Origin of the sequence: Pseudomonas fluorescens (assembly GCF_900215245.1) — a bacterium.
In the GTDB taxonomy this organism is placed as follows: Bacteria; Pseudomonadota; Gammaproteobacteria; order Pseudomonadales; family Pseudomonadaceae; genus Aquipseudomonas; species Aquipseudomonas fluorescens.
On sequence record NZ_LT907842.1, the window covers coordinates 1,402,424 to 1,416,253 of the forward strand.

18 protein-coding genes are annotated in these 13,830 nt (G+C 62.8%); 6 read left to right on the plus strand and 12 right to left on the minus strand.

The genetic code is table 11. The features are described from left to right. Nucleotides 1-49: 49 nt before the first annotated feature. From CPH89_RS06575 to nrdR, 11 genes are all read right to left on the minus strand, one after another. The gene (locus tag CPH89_RS06575) at nucleotides 50-850 is read right to left on the minus strand and encodes a cobalamin-binding protein (RefSeq protein ID WP_053258228.1); all 801 of its coding nucleotides are present in this window, start codon (nucleotides 848-850) and stop codon (nucleotides 50-52) included. Then, a complete protein-coding gene (locus CPH89_RS06580) occupies nucleotides 847-1,266 on the minus strand; it encodes a nuclear FMR1 interacting 1 family protein (RefSeq protein ID WP_053258229.1) in 420 nt (139 codons plus the stop codon). Before CPH89_RS06580 ends, CPH89_RS06575 begins: the two co-directional genes overlap by 4 nt. Continuing rightward, complete coding sequence (gene ribA / locus CPH89_RS06585) at nucleotides 1,263-1,880, minus strand: GTP cyclohydrolase II (protein ID WP_053258230.1); 618 nt, start codon at nucleotides 1,878-1,880, stop codon at nucleotides 1,263-1,265. Before ribA ends, CPH89_RS06580 begins: the two co-directional genes overlap by 4 nt. Before the next feature lie 129 nt (nucleotides 1,881-2,009). Next, nucleotides 2,010-2,732 carry a substrate-binding periplasmic protein gene (locus CPH89_RS06590; protein WP_053258231.1) on the minus strand — a complete coding sequence of 241 codons (723 nt, stop codon included), beginning with the start codon at nucleotides 2,730-2,732 and terminating at the stop codon, nucleotides 2,010-2,012. A gap of 56 nt (nucleotides 2,733-2,788) precedes the next feature. After that, nucleotides 2,789-3,754: a thiamine-phosphate kinase gene (thiL, locus tag CPH89_RS06595; protein ID WP_053258232.1), complete on the minus strand. Its 966-nt coding sequence runs from the start codon at nucleotides 3,752-3,754 to the stop codon at nucleotides 2,789-2,791. 179 nt (nucleotides 3,755-3,933) lie between these two features. Continuing rightward, nucleotides 3,934-4,434: a transcription antitermination factor NusB gene (gene nusB, locus CPH89_RS06600; protein WP_053258233.1), complete on the minus strand. Its 501-nt coding sequence runs from the start codon at nucleotides 4,432-4,434 to the stop codon at nucleotides 3,934-3,936. Next, nucleotides 4,431-4,907 (minus strand): 6,7-dimethyl-8-ribityllumazine synthase, encoded by a 477-nt coding sequence (ribH, locus tag CPH89_RS06605; protein ID WP_003194576.1) that lies wholly within the window; start codon nucleotides 4,905-4,907, stop codon nucleotides 4,431-4,433. The genes nusB and ribH overlap by 4 nt, the downstream gene beginning before the upstream one ends. 88 nt (nucleotides 4,908-4,995) lie before the next feature. Beyond that, the gene (gene ribBA, locus CPH89_RS06610) at nucleotides 4,996-6,087 is read right to left on the minus strand and encodes a bifunctional 3,4-dihydroxy-2-butanone-4-phosphate synthase/GTP cyclohydrolase II (RefSeq protein ID WP_053258234.1); all 1,092 of its coding nucleotides are present in this window, start codon (nucleotides 6,085-6,087) and stop codon (nucleotides 4,996-4,998) included. 15 nt (nucleotides 6,088-6,102) lie between these two features. Continuing rightward, the gene (locus tag CPH89_RS06615; RefSeq protein ID WP_053258235.1) at nucleotides 6,103-6,765 is read right to left on the minus strand and encodes a riboflavin synthase; all 663 of its coding nucleotides are present in this window, start codon (nucleotides 6,763-6,765) and stop codon (nucleotides 6,103-6,105) included. Between the two features lie 47 nt (nucleotides 6,766-6,812). Further along, complete coding sequence (gene ribD / locus CPH89_RS06620) at nucleotides 6,813-7,949, minus strand: bifunctional diaminohydroxyphosphoribosylaminopyrimidine deaminase/5-amino-6-(5-phosphoribosylamino)uracil reductase RibD (RefSeq protein ID WP_053258236.1); 1,137 nt, start codon at nucleotides 7,947-7,949, stop codon at nucleotides 6,813-6,815. Further along, complete coding sequence (nrdR, locus tag CPH89_RS06625; protein ID WP_053258286.1) at nucleotides 7,946-8,416, minus strand: transcriptional regulator NrdR; 471 nt, start codon at nucleotides 8,414-8,416, stop codon at nucleotides 7,946-7,948. Before nrdR ends, ribD begins: the two co-directional genes overlap by 4 nt. A gap of 139 nt (nucleotides 8,417-8,555) precedes the next feature. Here nrdR and CPH89_RS06630 point away from each other — a divergent pair, with 139 nt between their 5' ends. The 3 genes from CPH89_RS06630 to trxA all read left to right on the plus strand — a co-directional run bounded on the left by CPH89_RS06630 (nucleotide 8,556) and on the right by trxA (nucleotide 10,664). Then, the gene (locus tag CPH89_RS06630; RefSeq protein WP_053258237.1) at nucleotides 8,556-9,011 is read left to right on the plus strand and encodes a YbaY family lipoprotein; all 456 of its coding nucleotides are present in this window, start codon (nucleotides 8,556-8,558) and stop codon (nucleotides 9,009-9,011) included. After that, nucleotides 9,008-9,664 (plus strand): class I SAM-dependent methyltransferase, encoded by a 657-nt coding sequence (locus CPH89_RS06635; protein ID WP_053258238.1) that lies wholly within the window; start codon nucleotides 9,008-9,010, stop codon nucleotides 9,662-9,664. The genes CPH89_RS06630 and CPH89_RS06635 overlap by 4 nt, the downstream gene beginning before the upstream one ends. A gap of 127 nt (nucleotides 9,665-9,791) precedes the next feature. Continuing rightward, nucleotides 9,792-10,664 carry a thioredoxin gene (gene trxA, locus CPH89_RS06640; protein WP_053258239.1) on the plus strand — a complete coding sequence of 291 codons (873 nt, stop codon included), beginning with the start codon at nucleotides 9,792-9,794 and terminating at the stop codon, nucleotides 10,662-10,664. Here the strand turns inward: trxA and CPH89_RS06645 are convergent. Then, entirely contained in the window at nucleotides 10,661-11,002 is a 342-nt protein-coding gene (locus CPH89_RS06645; protein ID WP_053258240.1) for a hypothetical protein, read from the minus strand. The genes trxA and CPH89_RS06645 overlap by 4 nt on opposite strands. A 131-nt stretch (nucleotides 11,003-11,133) precedes the next feature. On the opposite strand from CPH89_RS06645, the gene CPH89_RS06650 reads away from it, so the two are divergent. The 3 genes from CPH89_RS06650 to CPH89_RS06660 all read left to right on the plus strand — a co-directional run bounded on the left by CPH89_RS06650 (nucleotide 11,134) and on the right by CPH89_RS06660 (nucleotide 13,820). Beyond that, entirely contained in the window at nucleotides 11,134-11,754 is a 621-nt protein-coding gene (locus tag CPH89_RS06650) for a DUF2796 domain-containing protein (RefSeq protein WP_053258241.1), read from the plus strand. An 88-nt stretch (nucleotides 11,755-11,842) separates the two neighbouring features. After that, a complete protein-coding gene (locus CPH89_RS06655; RefSeq protein ID WP_053258242.1) occupies nucleotides 11,843-12,553 on the plus strand; it encodes an ABC transporter ATP-binding protein in 711 nt (236 codons plus the stop codon). A 1-nt stretch (nucleotide 12,554) separates the two neighbouring features. Next, nucleotides 12,555-13,820 carry an ABC transporter permease gene (locus CPH89_RS06660; RefSeq protein WP_053258243.1) on the plus strand — a complete coding sequence of 422 codons (1,266 nt, stop codon included), beginning with the start codon at nucleotides 12,555-12,557 and terminating at the stop codon, nucleotides 13,818-13,820. The last annotated feature ends 10 nt before the right edge of the window (nucleotides 13,821-13,830 follow it).

Consider the following 13,830-nt stretch of genomic DNA (forward strand, 5'->3'; position numbering starts at 1 on the left):
ATTCATGACAGATCAATCCGAACGTATAAGGCGAAACTACGATGGTTAATCAGCGCTCGGGCGCGATTGACTGGCAGAGCTTCGCAATAGCCTCGACCATCTGCCCACTCGGCCGCTCCAGCCCCTTATCCGGCACAATCTGCAACCGAGCGTCGGCCACTGCGGCGATTTGGGGCCAAGCCTTCCAGGCGTCGAGTTGTGCCTGATCGGCGGCCAGAATCAGCTGCGGGTTGCGCTGCAACACCGACTCGACGCTGACCTGCGGCGCCGGCAGCTTGAGGTCGGCAAACACATTGCGTGCCCCGCAGACCGCCAGGGCATCGCTGATGATCTGCCCGCCGCCGACGGTGTATAGCGGCTGATTCCACACTTGGTAAAACACTCGCAACGGTTCGGTACGCTGATAGCGCTGGCGCAGCTCGACCAGACGCTGGCGCAACTGCGCGGCTAACTGCCGGCCAGCCTCCTCGCGGCCCACTTGTTGAGCAATCGCCTGGATCTGGCTGGTCAGTTGTTCAAGGCTGTGAGGTTCAGCGACGTACACGGGGATATTCAGGCGCAGCAACTGCTCGCGCTGTGCCGGGCCAATGCTGCCGGGCCATAACAGAATAAGGTCGGGCTTGAGGCTGAGCAGGCGCTCCATGTTCAGTTGCCCGTAATGCCCCACCGACGGCACGTTCGCCAACGCCGCCGGCCGGTCGCCGCCATCGAGCACGCCAACCAGTAAGTCGGCAGCGCCCAGTTCAAGCACAATTTCAGAGAGCGACGGCGCCAGGCTGACCACCCGCTCGACCGCCAATGCCTGGGCACTGAAGACCAGCAGCAGGATCGCCAGCCAGTAACGCTTCATCCCAACTGACGCGGAATGCGATAGAGGTAAAACAGCACCAGCGTCGACAGCGCCAGCAGGCACAGCGGCACCGCCTCCAGGCCGACAAACACCGCTAACGCACCGATCCAGGCTGGCAGGGCAGCCACCAGCAACGCCGTGCGCCGACGTGCCGCGAGGGTGATCCAGGCAGCCGGTTCTTCGGGCGTGTCGAGGGCTTTGGAAGTGGCAATCAGCGCGTGTTTATAGCCATGGAAATAACGCAGGCTCAGAAACATCGAGGCCACGCCGGCAATAAAGAACGGCATGGCCAGTACGGGAAGCAGGGATTCGGCCTGACCAAACACCAGGTTGATGACAAACAACGGGAGCACTGCCAGGGCCAGGTACTGCCACCAGTTGAAGGACAGTCGGCGTTTTACCTGGCCACGGGTCACGCGCGGTCGACCTCGCCTTGATGCTCGTTACCCATCATGTGGTCGAGCTTGCTGGCTTTGGTGGCCAGGTAGAGTTTGTTATGCGGGTTTTGCCCGGTGTGCAGCGGCACACGCTCGGCCACGGTGATGCCCATGTCGGTCAAGGCTTTGACCTTACGCGGGTTGTTGGTCATCAGGCGCAGGGATTTCACCCCCAGATGTTCCAGCATCGGCAGGCAGATGCCGTAGTCACGCTGGTCGGCGGCGAAGCCCAGGCGCTCGTTGGCTTCGACAGTATCGGCGCCGCCGTCCTGCAGCTCGTAAGCCCGTATCTTGTTCATCAGGCCAATGCCACGGCCTTCCTGACGCAAGTACAGCAAGACGCCACGGCCTTCACGGGCAATCGCCCGCATGGCCGCTTCCAATTGCGATCCGCAGTCGCAGCGCTGGCTGAACAGCGCGTCGCCGGTCAGGCACTCGGAGTGCACGCGGCCGAGCACCGGCGCGCCGTCGGCGATGTCACCCAGGCTGAGCACAACGTGCTCGCGCCCGTTGGCCTCTTCGAGAAAGCCATTCATGGTGAACGTGGCAAAAGGGGTAGGCAGCTTGGAAGCAGCGACGAAAACGACGGGCACCGTGTGCTCCTGATTTCAGATTTCACAGAGGGCGTCATTGTAACAGCAGGTTCCTACGGACGCTTAAGCTGAATTATCGCTGATAAAGATCAATCGGTTCGATTGGCCTTCGTCCAGGTTCTATGCAGGTCAGAATGGATACGGCTGTTTCCAGCGCAGGAAAATCGGCTTCAGCTCGCCACTGTCGATCAAGGCCGCCATGCGCCGGTCATAGACGGCCATCAAGGCGCGCCCGCGCTCAGTGTCGGCGAAGCCTACATAGAGCGGCAGCTCGGCAATATGAGTGAGCTTGAATTGCGACGGCTCATCCGACTGACTCAGCACGAGGTTGGCTTCGGTAAGGGAGTCGATATAGAAGTCGACGCGAGCGTGTTGCAGCATCGGCAGGATGCTGTCACGGCGCTCGATCTGGTTGAAGCGGTGCAGGTTCGGCAAGTACGCCTCGTACTTATAGCCGCGCACCCACGCCAAGCGGTAATTGCCCAGGGTGGCGAGGCTCGGCGTCGGCGCCGTTGCCAAGCCGAGTGCGTAGATGTGGTCGGCGTCGAAGTGCCAGTGCGGGTACAACACGCCGCTGGCTTCATCGCGATAGGCGCCCACCCAGCCGTCCACCTCACCCCGCTGGGCCAGCCCGATCGAGCGGGTATAGGGCACGGTGCGGGTTTGCACGGTGATGTCGGCCGGTTCGAAGACCTGACGCAAGACATCCCAGGCCAGACCACTGCCATCTTTGTTGGTGTAGTTGCTCCATTCCTCGCTGGCCAGCACCACCTTGCCAGGGACGGGGGCTTCATCTGCCAGCACCAGCGACGCGGCACACATCATGATCAGCAGCCAGCGGCGCACAACCATGGTGACAACCTCCTACACCGTGATAACGGTATAGAGGGTAGCGCATGCTCGTGGGCTTACGGCGCCTCGTGAAAATGTTGATAGCCGCGCACGACCGGGGTGATGTCTTGCCCAGTGGCGTCGAGCAGCGTCACGCCCTGCCCTGCCTCGACCCGGCCGATCACATGGATCGGCCAGCCGTTCGCCAACAAGGGTGCCAACTCGGCGCGGGGCAAGGTGAAGGCCAGCACGTAGTCGTCGCCCCCACTCAGCGCGGCAACACGGGCTTCATCATCACCGACAAACGCCAGCAACGCCGCGGACAGCGGCAACGCCTGACGCTCAACCAGCAGGCTGACAGCCGACGCCTTGGCGATATGCCCGCAATCGGCCAACAAGCCGTCGGAAATATCCATGGCCGATGTCGCCTTGCCGCGAAGCGCCAGGCCGAGTGCCAACTGCGGTTGCGGTGACCAGTAATGGGCGAGCAACGGCTCAGCGATGGCGGCGTCAGCCGTACGTTGCCCCAGCACCAACGGCAAGGCGCCAGCGGCATTGCCAAGTTCACCACCCACACACAGCAGGTCACCCGGCTGTGCACCGTTGCGCGTCAATGCCTGCCCGGCCGGCACTCGACCAAACACCGTCAGGGTCAGGCTCAGCGGCCCGCGCGTGGTGTCGCCGCCCACCAGGCCCACACCGCAGCTTTGCGCCATGGCATTCAAACCCTGGGCATAGCGTTGCAGCCAATCGGCATCAACCGTCGGGGTGGTAAGGGCAAGGGTAAACGCGAGGGGATGGGCGCCCATGGCGGCCAGGTCGCTCACTGCCACGGCCAGCGAGCGCTGGCCGAGCAGGAACGGGTCACACGGGTCGGCAAAGTGCACGCCGGCCACTAAGGTATCGGTGGAGATTGCCAAATGCTCCCCGGCGGGGAGCGCCAGCAAGGCGCAGTCGTCGCCGATCCCCAGGGCAATACCTTCACCGCCCTGCGCACACGGCGCGGCGGCGAAGTACTTGCGGATCAGCTCGAACTCACCCATCAATGTGCCCTGCCTCACCACTGCGGTTCCTTTTTGGCGGCGTCTGTTGCCGCCATACTGCGTTGCCGCTCCTCCCCATAGCACGCTATGAGTCGTCGCGGCGCCTTGTCTGGCAGCAACAGCCACTCACCAAAACAGGAACGCATTGGTAAGGCAAGGCACAGGAACTCAAGCGCAACTTAGCGCTTGTGTTCCTTCACTTCGGCTTCGCGCAGGCGCGGGGCCAGCTTGTCGAGCACGCCGTTGACGAACTTGTGGCCGTCGGTCGAACCGTAGACTTTCGCCAGCTCGATACCTTCGTTGATGACCACGCGGTACGGCACGTCGACGCGCTTGAGCAGCTCCCAGGTCGACAGGCGCATCACGCACAGTTCAACCGGGTCCAGCTCTTCGATGGTCAGGTCCAGGCATGGCGCCAGTGCCGTGTCGATCTCGGTCAGGTTGGCATGCACACCGTGCAGGATGTCGTGGAAGTAGCTCTGATCGGCAAACGTGAAGTCGTTATCGACGCGAAACTGCGCTTCGATTTCGTTCAGCGAAGCGCCCGCCAGCAAACGCTGGTACAGCGCCTGGGTGGCGAGTTGACGTGCTTTACGTCGTTTCTCGCTTTTGGATGGCTTGCCGGCATCCGCAGGGCGTGGGTCCTGAGGGTTGAACTGATCGCTCTCGTCAGAAATCACTTGGCCTCCAACTGCGACAGCAGGCTGACCATTTCCAGCGCGGACAGGGCTGCTTCAGCGCCTTTGTTACCGGCCTTGGTGCCGGAACGCTCGATGGCTTGCTCGATGGAATCGACGGTCAGTACGCCGAAAGCGACTGGCACGCCGAACTCCATGGACACCTGGGCCAGGCCCTTGGTGCATTCGCCCGCCACGTATTCGAAATGCGGAGTACCGCCACGAATGACCGCGCCCAGGGCGATGATCGCCGCGTACTCACCCTGTTGGGCAACTTTTTGCGCAACCAGAGGAATTTCGAAGGCGCCAGGGGCACGGATGAGGGTGATATCGCTCTCGCTCACACCGTGGCGAACCAGGGCGTCAACGGCACCGCTTACCAGGCTTTCAACCACGAAGCTGTTGAAGCGGCCAACTACCAGGGCATAGCGGCCTTTGGGGGCGATGAAGGTACCTTCGATGGTCTTCAGGGTCATTCGACAAATCTCTTAAAGAGCCGGGACGCGAAAAGTGCGTCCCTCAGTGATGATTTAACCGCGAACAAGGGGCAAAAATAGCCGGCCGTTATTCGGAGGGCACGTATTCTACAACTTCCAGGTCGAAACCGGATATCGCATTAAATTTCATCGGTGCACTCATCAAGCGCATTTTGCGTACACCCAGGTCGCGAAGGATCTGCGAACCGGCACCGACGATGCTGTAGGTGGTCGGCGTTTTGACCTGCGTGTTCTCGGCGGTTTCGCGAATATGCGCGAGCAACACGTCGCCATCCACCGGGTTACCCAACAGCAACACCACACCGCTGCCTGCCGCGGAGACCGCCGCCATGGCGGCGCGCAGGCTCCAGCGGCCGGGCTGCTTGACCATCAGCAGGTCGCGCAGCGGGTCCATGTTGTGCACGCGCACCAGGGTCGGTTCGTCGGCGCAAATGGTGCCCAGGGTCAGGGCCATGTGCACGTCGCCTTCCACTGAATCACGGTAGGTCACCAAATTGAATTGGCCCAGTTCGCTGTCCAGCGGCTGCTCGGCAATCCGCTGAACGGTACGTTCGTGGATCATGCGGTAGTGAATCAGGTCGGCAATGGTGCCGATCTTGATGTTGTGTTCGGCGGCAAAGGCTTCGAGTTCAGCGCGACGGGCCATGGTGCCGTCGTCGTTCATCACTTCGCAGATCACGCCGCTCGGCTCGAAACCGGCCATGCGCGCCAGGTCGCAGGCAGCTTCGGTGTGGCCGGCGCGAGCGAGGGTGCCGCCCGGTTGGGCCATCAGCGGGAAAATGTGGCCGGGGCTGACGATGTCTTCCGCCTTGGCGTCTTTGGCGGCGGCGGCTTGCACCGTGCGTGCGCGGTCTGCGGCAGAAATACCGGTGGTAACGCCGGTGGTCGCTTCAATGGACACGGTGAACTTGGTGCCGAAACCCGACCCGTTGCGCGGCGCCATCAAGGGCAGCTTGAGCAATTCGCAACGCTCGCGGCTCATGGGCATGCAGATCAGCCCACGGGCGTGCTTGGCCATGAAGTTGATGTGCTCAGCCTTGCAGGCCTCGGCGGCCATGATGATATCGCCTTCGTTCTCGCGATCTTCGTCATCCATCAGGATGACCATCTTGCCTTGGCGGATGTCTTCAACCAGTTCTTCGATGCTATTGAGCGCCACGCGGCACCCCCTTGGTCAGGATTTCAGGTAGCCGTTAGCGGCCAGAAAACTTTCAGTGATGTGACTCCCGGTTGGCTCTGCGGCCTTATCGCCCAACAACAGGCGCTCCAGGTAACGGGCAAGCAAGTCGACTTCCAGGTTCACCCGGCGACCTGGCTGGTATGACGCCATGATGGTTTCGCTCAGGGTGTGGGGAATGATGGTCAGTTCAAATTCGGCGCCATTCACGGCGTTCACGGTCAGGCTGGTGCCGTCGACGGTGATCGAGCCTTTGTGGGCGATGTACTTGGCCAGCTCTTTGGGCGCACGGATGCGGAATTCCACGGCACGTGCGTTTTCGCTGCGCGCCACCACCTCGCCGACGCCGTCGACGTGACCGCTGACCAGGTGGCCACCGAGTCGGGTGGTTGGGGTCAGCGCCTTTTCGAGGTTAACCGGGCTGCCGGCTTTGAGGTCGTTCATCGCGGTGCAGTCCAGGGTTTCCCGACTGACGTCGGCGGCAAAGCCATTGCCCGGCAGCTCAATGACGGTCAGGCACACGCCGCTGACGGCGATACTGTCGCCCAGCTTGACGTCGCCCAGGTCGAGCTTGCCGGTTTCAACCAGCAAGCGCACATCACCGCCTTTGGGGGTCATGGCGCGGATGCTGCCGATGGATTCGATAATGCCGGTGAACATGGCCTTCTCCTGGAAAACGGGACGGGCGCTTGAGCGCCCGGTCAGAATTATACGCTCGCTGCTGGAAGAGGGATGGCAGTGACTCGCCAGTCATCGCCTACAGCGCGCATTTCAGTGATCTTGAGTTGGGGGGCGTCGGCGAGTTTATCAAGCGGCCAGTCCAGCAAAGGCCGGGCGGCGGAGCCCAGAAACTTGCCGGCGACGAATATCACGTACTCGTCGACCAACCCCTGCTGGGCAAACGCCCCCGCCAGGCTTGGGCCGGCCTCGACCAACACGTCGTTGACACCCCTGGCCGCCAGCGCGACCAGCGCCGAGCGCAGGTCAACCTGACCGTCAACGCCTGGCACGACCAGGCATTCGGGCCCACGGGGGAACTGGTTCTCTGGGGTAACGCAGGTGATGACCAGCGCCGGGCCGGCCTTGAAGAATGGCGCGTTGAGCGGCACCCGCAGGCGGCCGTCGATCAGCACGCGCAATGGCGGGCGGGACATGGCCAGCGCAGTGGTGGCTTCGTCCAGGCCCAGTTCGGCGGCACGTACGGTCAGGCGGGCACCGTCGGCCAGCACCGTATCGGCACCGGTCAACACCACGCTGGCCTCGGCGCGCAGGCGCTGTACGGCGGCGCGGGCGGCAGGGCCGGTGATCCATTGGCTTTCGCCACTGGCCATCGCGGTGCGGCCGTCCAGACTCATCGCCAGCTTGACCCGCACGAACGGCAGGCCGTGTTCCATGCGCTTGAGGAAGCCCGGGTTGAGCGCGCGCGCTTCACTTTCCAGCACGCCGCTGTGGGTTTCGATACCGGCCTGGGCCAAACGCTGCAGGCCACGCCCGGCCACTTCCGGGTTGGGGTCCTGCATCCCGGCGACCACTCTCGCGACACCGGCGCTCACCAGTGCATCGGCGCAAGGCGGTGTCCGCCCGTGGTGGCTGCAGGGTTCAAGGGTCACGTACACCGTGGCGCCACGCGCCTTGTCACCGGCGGCGCGCAACGCATTCGGCTCGGCATGGGGTTCGCCGGTGCGCTCATGCCAGCCTTCGCCGACAATCTGCCCATCCCGCACAATCACGCAGCCCACACGCGGGTTGGGATGGGTGGTGTACACGCCCTTGCGCGCCAATTCGAGGGCGCGGGCCATGTAATGGGCGTCGAGGATGGTCTGTTCTGCAGAAGGTGCGGTCATTTCTTTACCGGCTCACGGGCCAGGCGGTCGATCTCTTCGCGGAACTCATTGAGGTCCTGGAAGCGTCGATACACCGAGGCGAAACGGATATAGGCGACTTCGTCGAGCTTTTGCAGCTCGCCCATCACCAGCTCTCCAACCACCAGGCTCTTGACCTCGCGCTCGCCGGTCGCACGCAGCTTGTGCTTGATATGCGCCAGCGCAGCTTCCAGGCGCTCGACACTCACCGGGCGTTTTTCCAGCGCGCGCTGCATACCGGCGCGCAGTTTTTCTTCGTCGAAAGGCTGGCGGCTGCCGTCGGACTTGATCAGACGTGGCAACACCAGTTCGGCGGTTTCGAAGGTGGTGAAACGTTCACCGCAGCCAGAGGCCAGGCATTCACGCCGGCGACGTACTTGATCGCCCTCGGCGACCAGACGTGAGTCAATGACCTTGGTGTCGTTGGCACCGCAGAAGGGACAGTGCATGGTGGCAGGCAACAAAAAAAGGGAGGGCCATGGTAGCGCATCCCCATGGCAAGACAAGCCATAGCCTTTACGGTATATAGGCTGACTATTATGTTTCATATTTTTTAAGCCACGGATTTTGCCCTTTCTGGAGCCGTACATGCAGTTACGACCACTTGTTTTACTCACCCTGTTCAGTTTCCTGGTCGCCTGCAGCAGCGAAGCCCCGAAACCGTCGGTACCGCAACCAACGCCCGCCCAAGAGAAAAAAGTCCCCGGTATTGAAGACCTGGGCCCGCTGCCGGCGTTTCAGCGTGAAATCAACGGCACCCTCAACGGCGTGCCGGCCAACGCCGAAGTCGAACTGGCGCTGCTGGTGATCGACGAGCGCAACCGCCCGCAACAACTGCTCGCCAGCAGTGTGCTGACCGGCAACGGCAAGCCCGTGGCCTTCCGTCTGCGCTTCAACCCGGACGCCTTCCCGGCCGGTGCGCGGGTTGAATTGCGCGGTCGCGCCAGCCAGTCCGGCCAGTTGATCCTGCACCTGCCTGCCGTGCGCATCACCCAAGCCATCACCCAGACCACCGGCCCCCTGCAACTCGTCAAGGCACCATGACGCCACCGCTGGACCTGCAACGGGCGCTGAGCGAACTGATCGGCGACGCGCAATTGGTGCCCTGCCCACTGCCGGGCACCGCGCTCTCATTGTGGCTGCTCGACACGGACAATATGGACCGCGCCTTCAGCCCCGAAGAGACCCGACGCATCCTGCATGAACCGCCCTACTGGAGTTTTTGCTGGGCCAGCGGCCTGGCGCTGGCGCGCTACCTGGCGGCCAACCCCGAGTGGGTCGCCGGCAAACGCGTGCTGGATTTTGGCGCCGGTTCCGGCGTGGCCGGGATCGCCGCCGTCAAGGCGGGTGCGCGGGAAGTGGTCGCGTGTGATTTAGACCCGCTGGCATTGGCCGCTTGCCGGGTAAACGCCGAACTCAACGCGGTGGAGCTGAGTTATTCAGCAGACTTTTTCGCCGAAGCCGACCGCTTCGACCTGATCCTGGTCGCCGACGTGCTCTACGACCGCGCCAACCTGCCGCTGCTCGACCAGTTCCTTACCCGTGGCCGCGAGGCACTGGTGGCAGACTCGCGGGTACGCGACTTCCAGCACCCGGCTTACCAACGCCTGGAAATCCTTGATGCGCTGACCCTGCCCGATCTGGCCGAGCCTTGGGAGTTTCGCAAGGTGAGCCTGTACCATTCGCGGCGCTCTTGAGGCCATCGCGGGCAAGCTCGCGCCCACAGATGACTGAGTGCCGCTGTGGGAGCGGGCTTGCCCGCGATGGCGATCTGGACTGCATCCCCTTATAGTTGCCCCATTCCCGCTTGATTCGAGACGCCCCATGAGTGAGCCCACGCCGTACATCTTCGACGTCACCACCGCCAACTTCGACCAGGCCGTGATCCAGAACTCCTTCGAAAAACCCGTACTCGTGGATTTCTGGGCTGAGTGGTGCGCGCCGTGCAAGGCGTTGATGCCCATGCTGGCGAAAATTGCCGAGAGTTATCAAGGCGAGCTGCTGCTGGCCAAGATCGATTGCGAGGCCGAGCAGGATATCGTCGCGCGTTTTGGCATTCAGAGCCTGCCCACCGTGGTGCTGTTCAAGGACGGCCAGCCCGTGGACGGGTTTGCCGGGGCGCAGCCGGAGTCTGCGGTAAGGGCGATGCTGGAGCCGCATGTGCAGATGCCGCCGCCAGCGGCCGCTGACCCACTGGAACAGGCCCAGGCGTTGTTTGCCGAAGGCCGTGTCAGCGATGCCGAAGCGGTCCTGGTCGCACTGCTGGGCGAAGACAACACCAACGCCGCCGCGCTGATCCTGTATGCGCGCTGCCTGGCCGAGCGCGGTGAGTTGGGCGAAGCCCAGACCGTGCTCGACGCCGTAAAAAGCGACGACCACAAAGCCGCCCTCGCCGGGGCCAAGGCGCAAATTACCTTCCTGCGCCAGGCGGCCGATTTGCCGGACGCCGCCGACTTGAAAAGCCGCCTGGCGCAAAACCCGCAGGACGATGAAGCGGCCTATCAGTTGGCCATTCAGCAACTCGCTCGCCAGCAATACGACGCCGCGCTGGAAGGCCTGCTCAAGCTGTTTATCCGCAATCGCAGCTACAGCGAAGGCTTGCCGCACAAGACCTTGCTGCAAGTATTCGAATTGCTCGGCAATGACCACCCGCTGGTCACCGTGTACCGCCGCAAGTTGTTCGCCGCGCTGTATTAATCGCCGACCCAGCTGTACAGCGGCGTATCCCCGCCGCTGGCGACTTTCACGCTGGCACTGTGGCGCAGGCGCACCAACAGGCGCTTGCCTGACGCCGCGTCACCTGCCAAACCTTCCAACTGGTCGAGCAACTCCAGCCCATTGAGTTGCCCGGCCTGGCGCAACAGGTCCTGGGCGCTCTGCCACAGATCGTCGGTGTGTTTGACCGGTGCAGCAGTCGGCACGCTGGCTGCCGGCGCCGCCTGCAAATGCGCGCCCAGCCGTGCCCAATCGCCGTCGTCGAGTTCCAGGGTCAAGTCCACCGGCAAGTCGCCGACGGTTCCACGAATTCGTAACATCGTCCTTACTCCCAGCATTTTTCCGACCCGCATGCTCCCACGCGACTTGCGCATCGCCAAGCGGGCGTTCAAACTCGTGGCCTATCGTTATAAGATTACATAACAAAACTTTCATGTTCTGGAGCCTACTCATGCGCCGTCTGCTGCTCGCTTTGCCGTTTGCCCTGCTGCCACTCGCCATTGCTCATGCGGCTGACGAGCACGACCACGACCATGAACACGAGCACGGCAGCCTGGGCGCCCACGAACACGGCGTCGGTCGCCTCAATGCGGTGCTCGACGGCCAGGCGCTGGAGCTGGAATTTGACAGCCCGGCCATGAACCTCGTGGGTTTTGAACATCAGGCCACCACCCCCGCCGATAAAGCCAAGGTCGCGGCCAGCCGCAAACAGCTGGAAAACCCGTTGGCCCTGTTCAACTTGCCTAAAGCTGCCGGTTGCGTGATCAGCACCCAGGAGCTCAACAGCCCGTTGTTCGGCGACAAGCCTGAAGCCGATCATGACGACGACGATGATGATGACCACGCCACCGACGGCAAAGGCGCAGCCGCTCACGCGCATCATCATGATCACAGCGAAATCCACGCCCACTACCAGTTCACCTGCGCCACGCCGACGGCCCTGAGCACTCTGGACCTGAGCCAAGTGTTCAAGACCTTCCCTGCCACCCAAAAAATCAACGTGCAGTTGATCGGCCCAAGCGGCCAGCAAGGTGTGGAAGCGACGGCACAGGCAGCTACCCTGAAATTCTGATGTGAAAACCCGATCACTGTGGGGCTGGCTTGCCTGCTGCCACAGTGGATCGGCGCTACTTCCTACCACCAGGCGACCCTGATTCCCCATGACCCAAGCGTTAATCGAACTGTCTGACCTGGGCTTCAACTGGCCCGGCCACCCACAGTTGCTGGACATTCCCGCGTTCCGCCTGGAAGCGGGGGAAACGCTGTTTCTCAAGGGCCCGAGCGGCAGTGGCAAAACCACCCTGCTCGGCCTGCTGGGCGGCGTGCAGAAACCCAGCCAGGGCAGCATCCGCCTGCTCGGCCAGGAATTGACCGAGCTGTCGGCGAGCGCCCGCGACCGCTTCCGCGTCGACCACACCGGCTACATTTTCCAGCAGTTCAACCTGCTGCCGTTTCTGTCGGTGCGCGAGAACGTCGAGTTGCCTTGCCACTTTTCCAAGCTGCGCGCGCAACGGGCGATTCAGCGCCACGGCAGTGTGGACCAGGCCGCCGCGACCTTGCTCGCGCATTTGGGTTTGAACGACAAAAACCTGCTGGAGCGGCGTGCCGACTCGCTGTCCATCGGCCAGCAACAACGGGTGGCCGCAGCCCGTGCGTTGATCGGCCAACCGGAACTGGTGATTGCCGACGAGCCCACCTCGGCCCTGGACTACGACGCTCGCGAAGCATTCATCCAGTTGTTGTTCGCCGAATGCCGCGACGCGGGCGCCAGCCTGTTGTTTGTCAGCCATGACCAGAGCCTGGCGCCGTTGTTCGACCGCAACCTGTCGCTGGCCGAACTCAATCGCGCCGCCACGCCCGCAGAGGTTTGAGATGTATTTGTTTCGTCTAGCCATGGCCAGCCTGGCTAACCGCCGCTTTACCGCGATCCTCACCGCGTTCGCCATCGCCCTGTCGGTGTGCCTGCTGCTGGCGGTGGAGCGCGTGCGCGTCGAGGCGCGCAACAGCTTCGCCAGCACCATCAGCGGCACCGACCTGATCGTCGGCGCCCGTTCCGGCTCGGTCAACCTGCTGCTGTACTCGGTGTTCCGCATCGGCAACGCCACCAACAACATCCGTTGGGACAGCTACGAGCACTTCGCCGCCAACCCGCAAGTGAAATGGGCAATCCCGATTTCCCTTGGCGACTCGCACCGTGGCTACCGGGTGATGGGCACCAACGAAGCCTACTTCGAGCACTACCAGTACGGCCGCAAGCAGAACCTCGAACTGGCCAGCGGCCGCGCCTTCGCCACCGACCCGTTCGAAGTGGTGCTGGGTGCTGAAGTCGCCGACGCCCTGCATTACAAGCTCGGCGATAAGCTGGTGCTGGCCCACGGTGTGGCAGTGGTCAGCCTGGTCAAACACGATGACAAACCGTTCACCGTGGTCGGCATTCTCAAGCGCACCGGCACGCCGGTAGACCGCACGCTGCACATCAGTCTCGGCGGTATGGAAGCGATTCATATCGACTGGCACAACGGCGTACCCGCCCAAGGCAAAGGCCGCATCAGCGCCGATCAGGCGCGCAATATGGACCTGACCCCGCAGGCGATCACTGCGTTCATGCTCGGCTTGAACAACAAGATTTCCACCTTCGCGCTGCAACGCGAGATCAACGAATTTCGCGGTGAGCCGATGCTGGCGATCCTGCCCGGTGTGGCGCTGCAAGAGTTGTGGAGCATGATGGGCACCGCCGAAAAAGCGCTGTTCGTGATCTCGCTGTTCGTGGTGCTGACCGGCCTGATCGGCATGCTCACGGCGATCCTCACCAGTCTCAACGAGCGCCGCCGTGAGATGGCGATCCTGCGTTCGGTCGGCGCACGCCCCTGGCACATCGCAACACTGCTGATCTTCGAAGCCTTCGCGCTGGCACTGTCCGGCGTGGTTGCAGGCACAGGCCTGCTGTACGTGTGCATCGCCGCGTCGCGCGGGTATTTGCAGGCCAACTATGGCCTGGACCTGCCGATGTCATGGCCCAGCGAATATGAATGGACCTTGCTCGCCGGTATCCTGGCAGCAGCGCTGTTGATGGGCAGCGTGCCCGCGTGGCGCGCCTATCGACAATCCCTGGCCGATGGCCTGTCCATACGTTTATGAGGAAGGCTTC

Coding starts and splice junctions, on each gene's coding strand:
- CPH89_RS06575 (WP_053258228.1), bottom strand. CDS start 850: ATGAAGCGTTACTGGCTGGCGATCCTGCTGCTGGTCTTCAGTGCCCAG.
- CPH89_RS06615 (WP_053258235.1), bottom strand. CDS start 6,765: ATGTTCACCGGCATTATCGAATCCATCGGCAGCATCCGCGCCATGACC.
- nrdR (WP_053258286.1), bottom strand. CDS start 8,416: ATGCACTGTCCCTTCTGCGGTGCCAACGACACCAAGGTCATTGACTCA.
- CPH89_RS06645 (WP_053258240.1), bottom strand. CDS start 11,002: ATGTTACGAATTCGTGGAACCGTCGGCGACTTGCCGGTGGACTTGACC.
- trxA (WP_053258239.1), top strand. CDS start 9,792: ATGAGTGAGCCCACGCCGTACATCTTCGACGTCACCACCGCCAACTTC.
- ribD (WP_053258236.1), bottom strand. CDS start 7,949: ATGACCGCACCTTCTGCAGAACAGACCATCCTCGACGCCCATTACATG.
- CPH89_RS06650 (WP_053258241.1), top strand. CDS start 11,134: ATGCGCCGTCTGCTGCTCGCTTTGCCGTTTGCCCTGCTGCCACTCGCC.
- CPH89_RS06635 (WP_053258238.1), top strand. CDS start 9,008: ATGACGCCACCGCTGGACCTGCAACGGGCGCTGAGCGAACTGATCGGC.
- CPH89_RS06590 (WP_053258231.1), bottom strand. CDS start 2,732: ATGGTTGTGCGCCGCTGGCTGCTGATCATGATGTGTGCCGCGTCGCTG.
- ribH (WP_003194576.1), bottom strand. CDS start 4,907: ATGACCCTGAAGACCATCGAAGGTACCTTCATCGCCCCCAAAGGCCGC.
- CPH89_RS06630 (WP_053258237.1), top strand. CDS start 8,556: ATGCAGTTACGACCACTTGTTTTACTCACCCTGTTCAGTTTCCTGGTC.
- thiL (WP_053258232.1), bottom strand. CDS start 3,754: ATGGGTGAGTTCGAGCTGATCCGCAAGTACTTCGCCGCCGCGCCGTGT.
- CPH89_RS06660 (WP_053258243.1), top strand. CDS start 12,555: ATGTATTTGTTTCGTCTAGCCATGGCCAGCCTGGCTAACCGCCGCTTT.
- CPH89_RS06655 (WP_053258242.1), top strand. CDS start 11,843: ATGACCCAAGCGTTAATCGAACTGTCTGACCTGGGCTTCAACTGGCCC.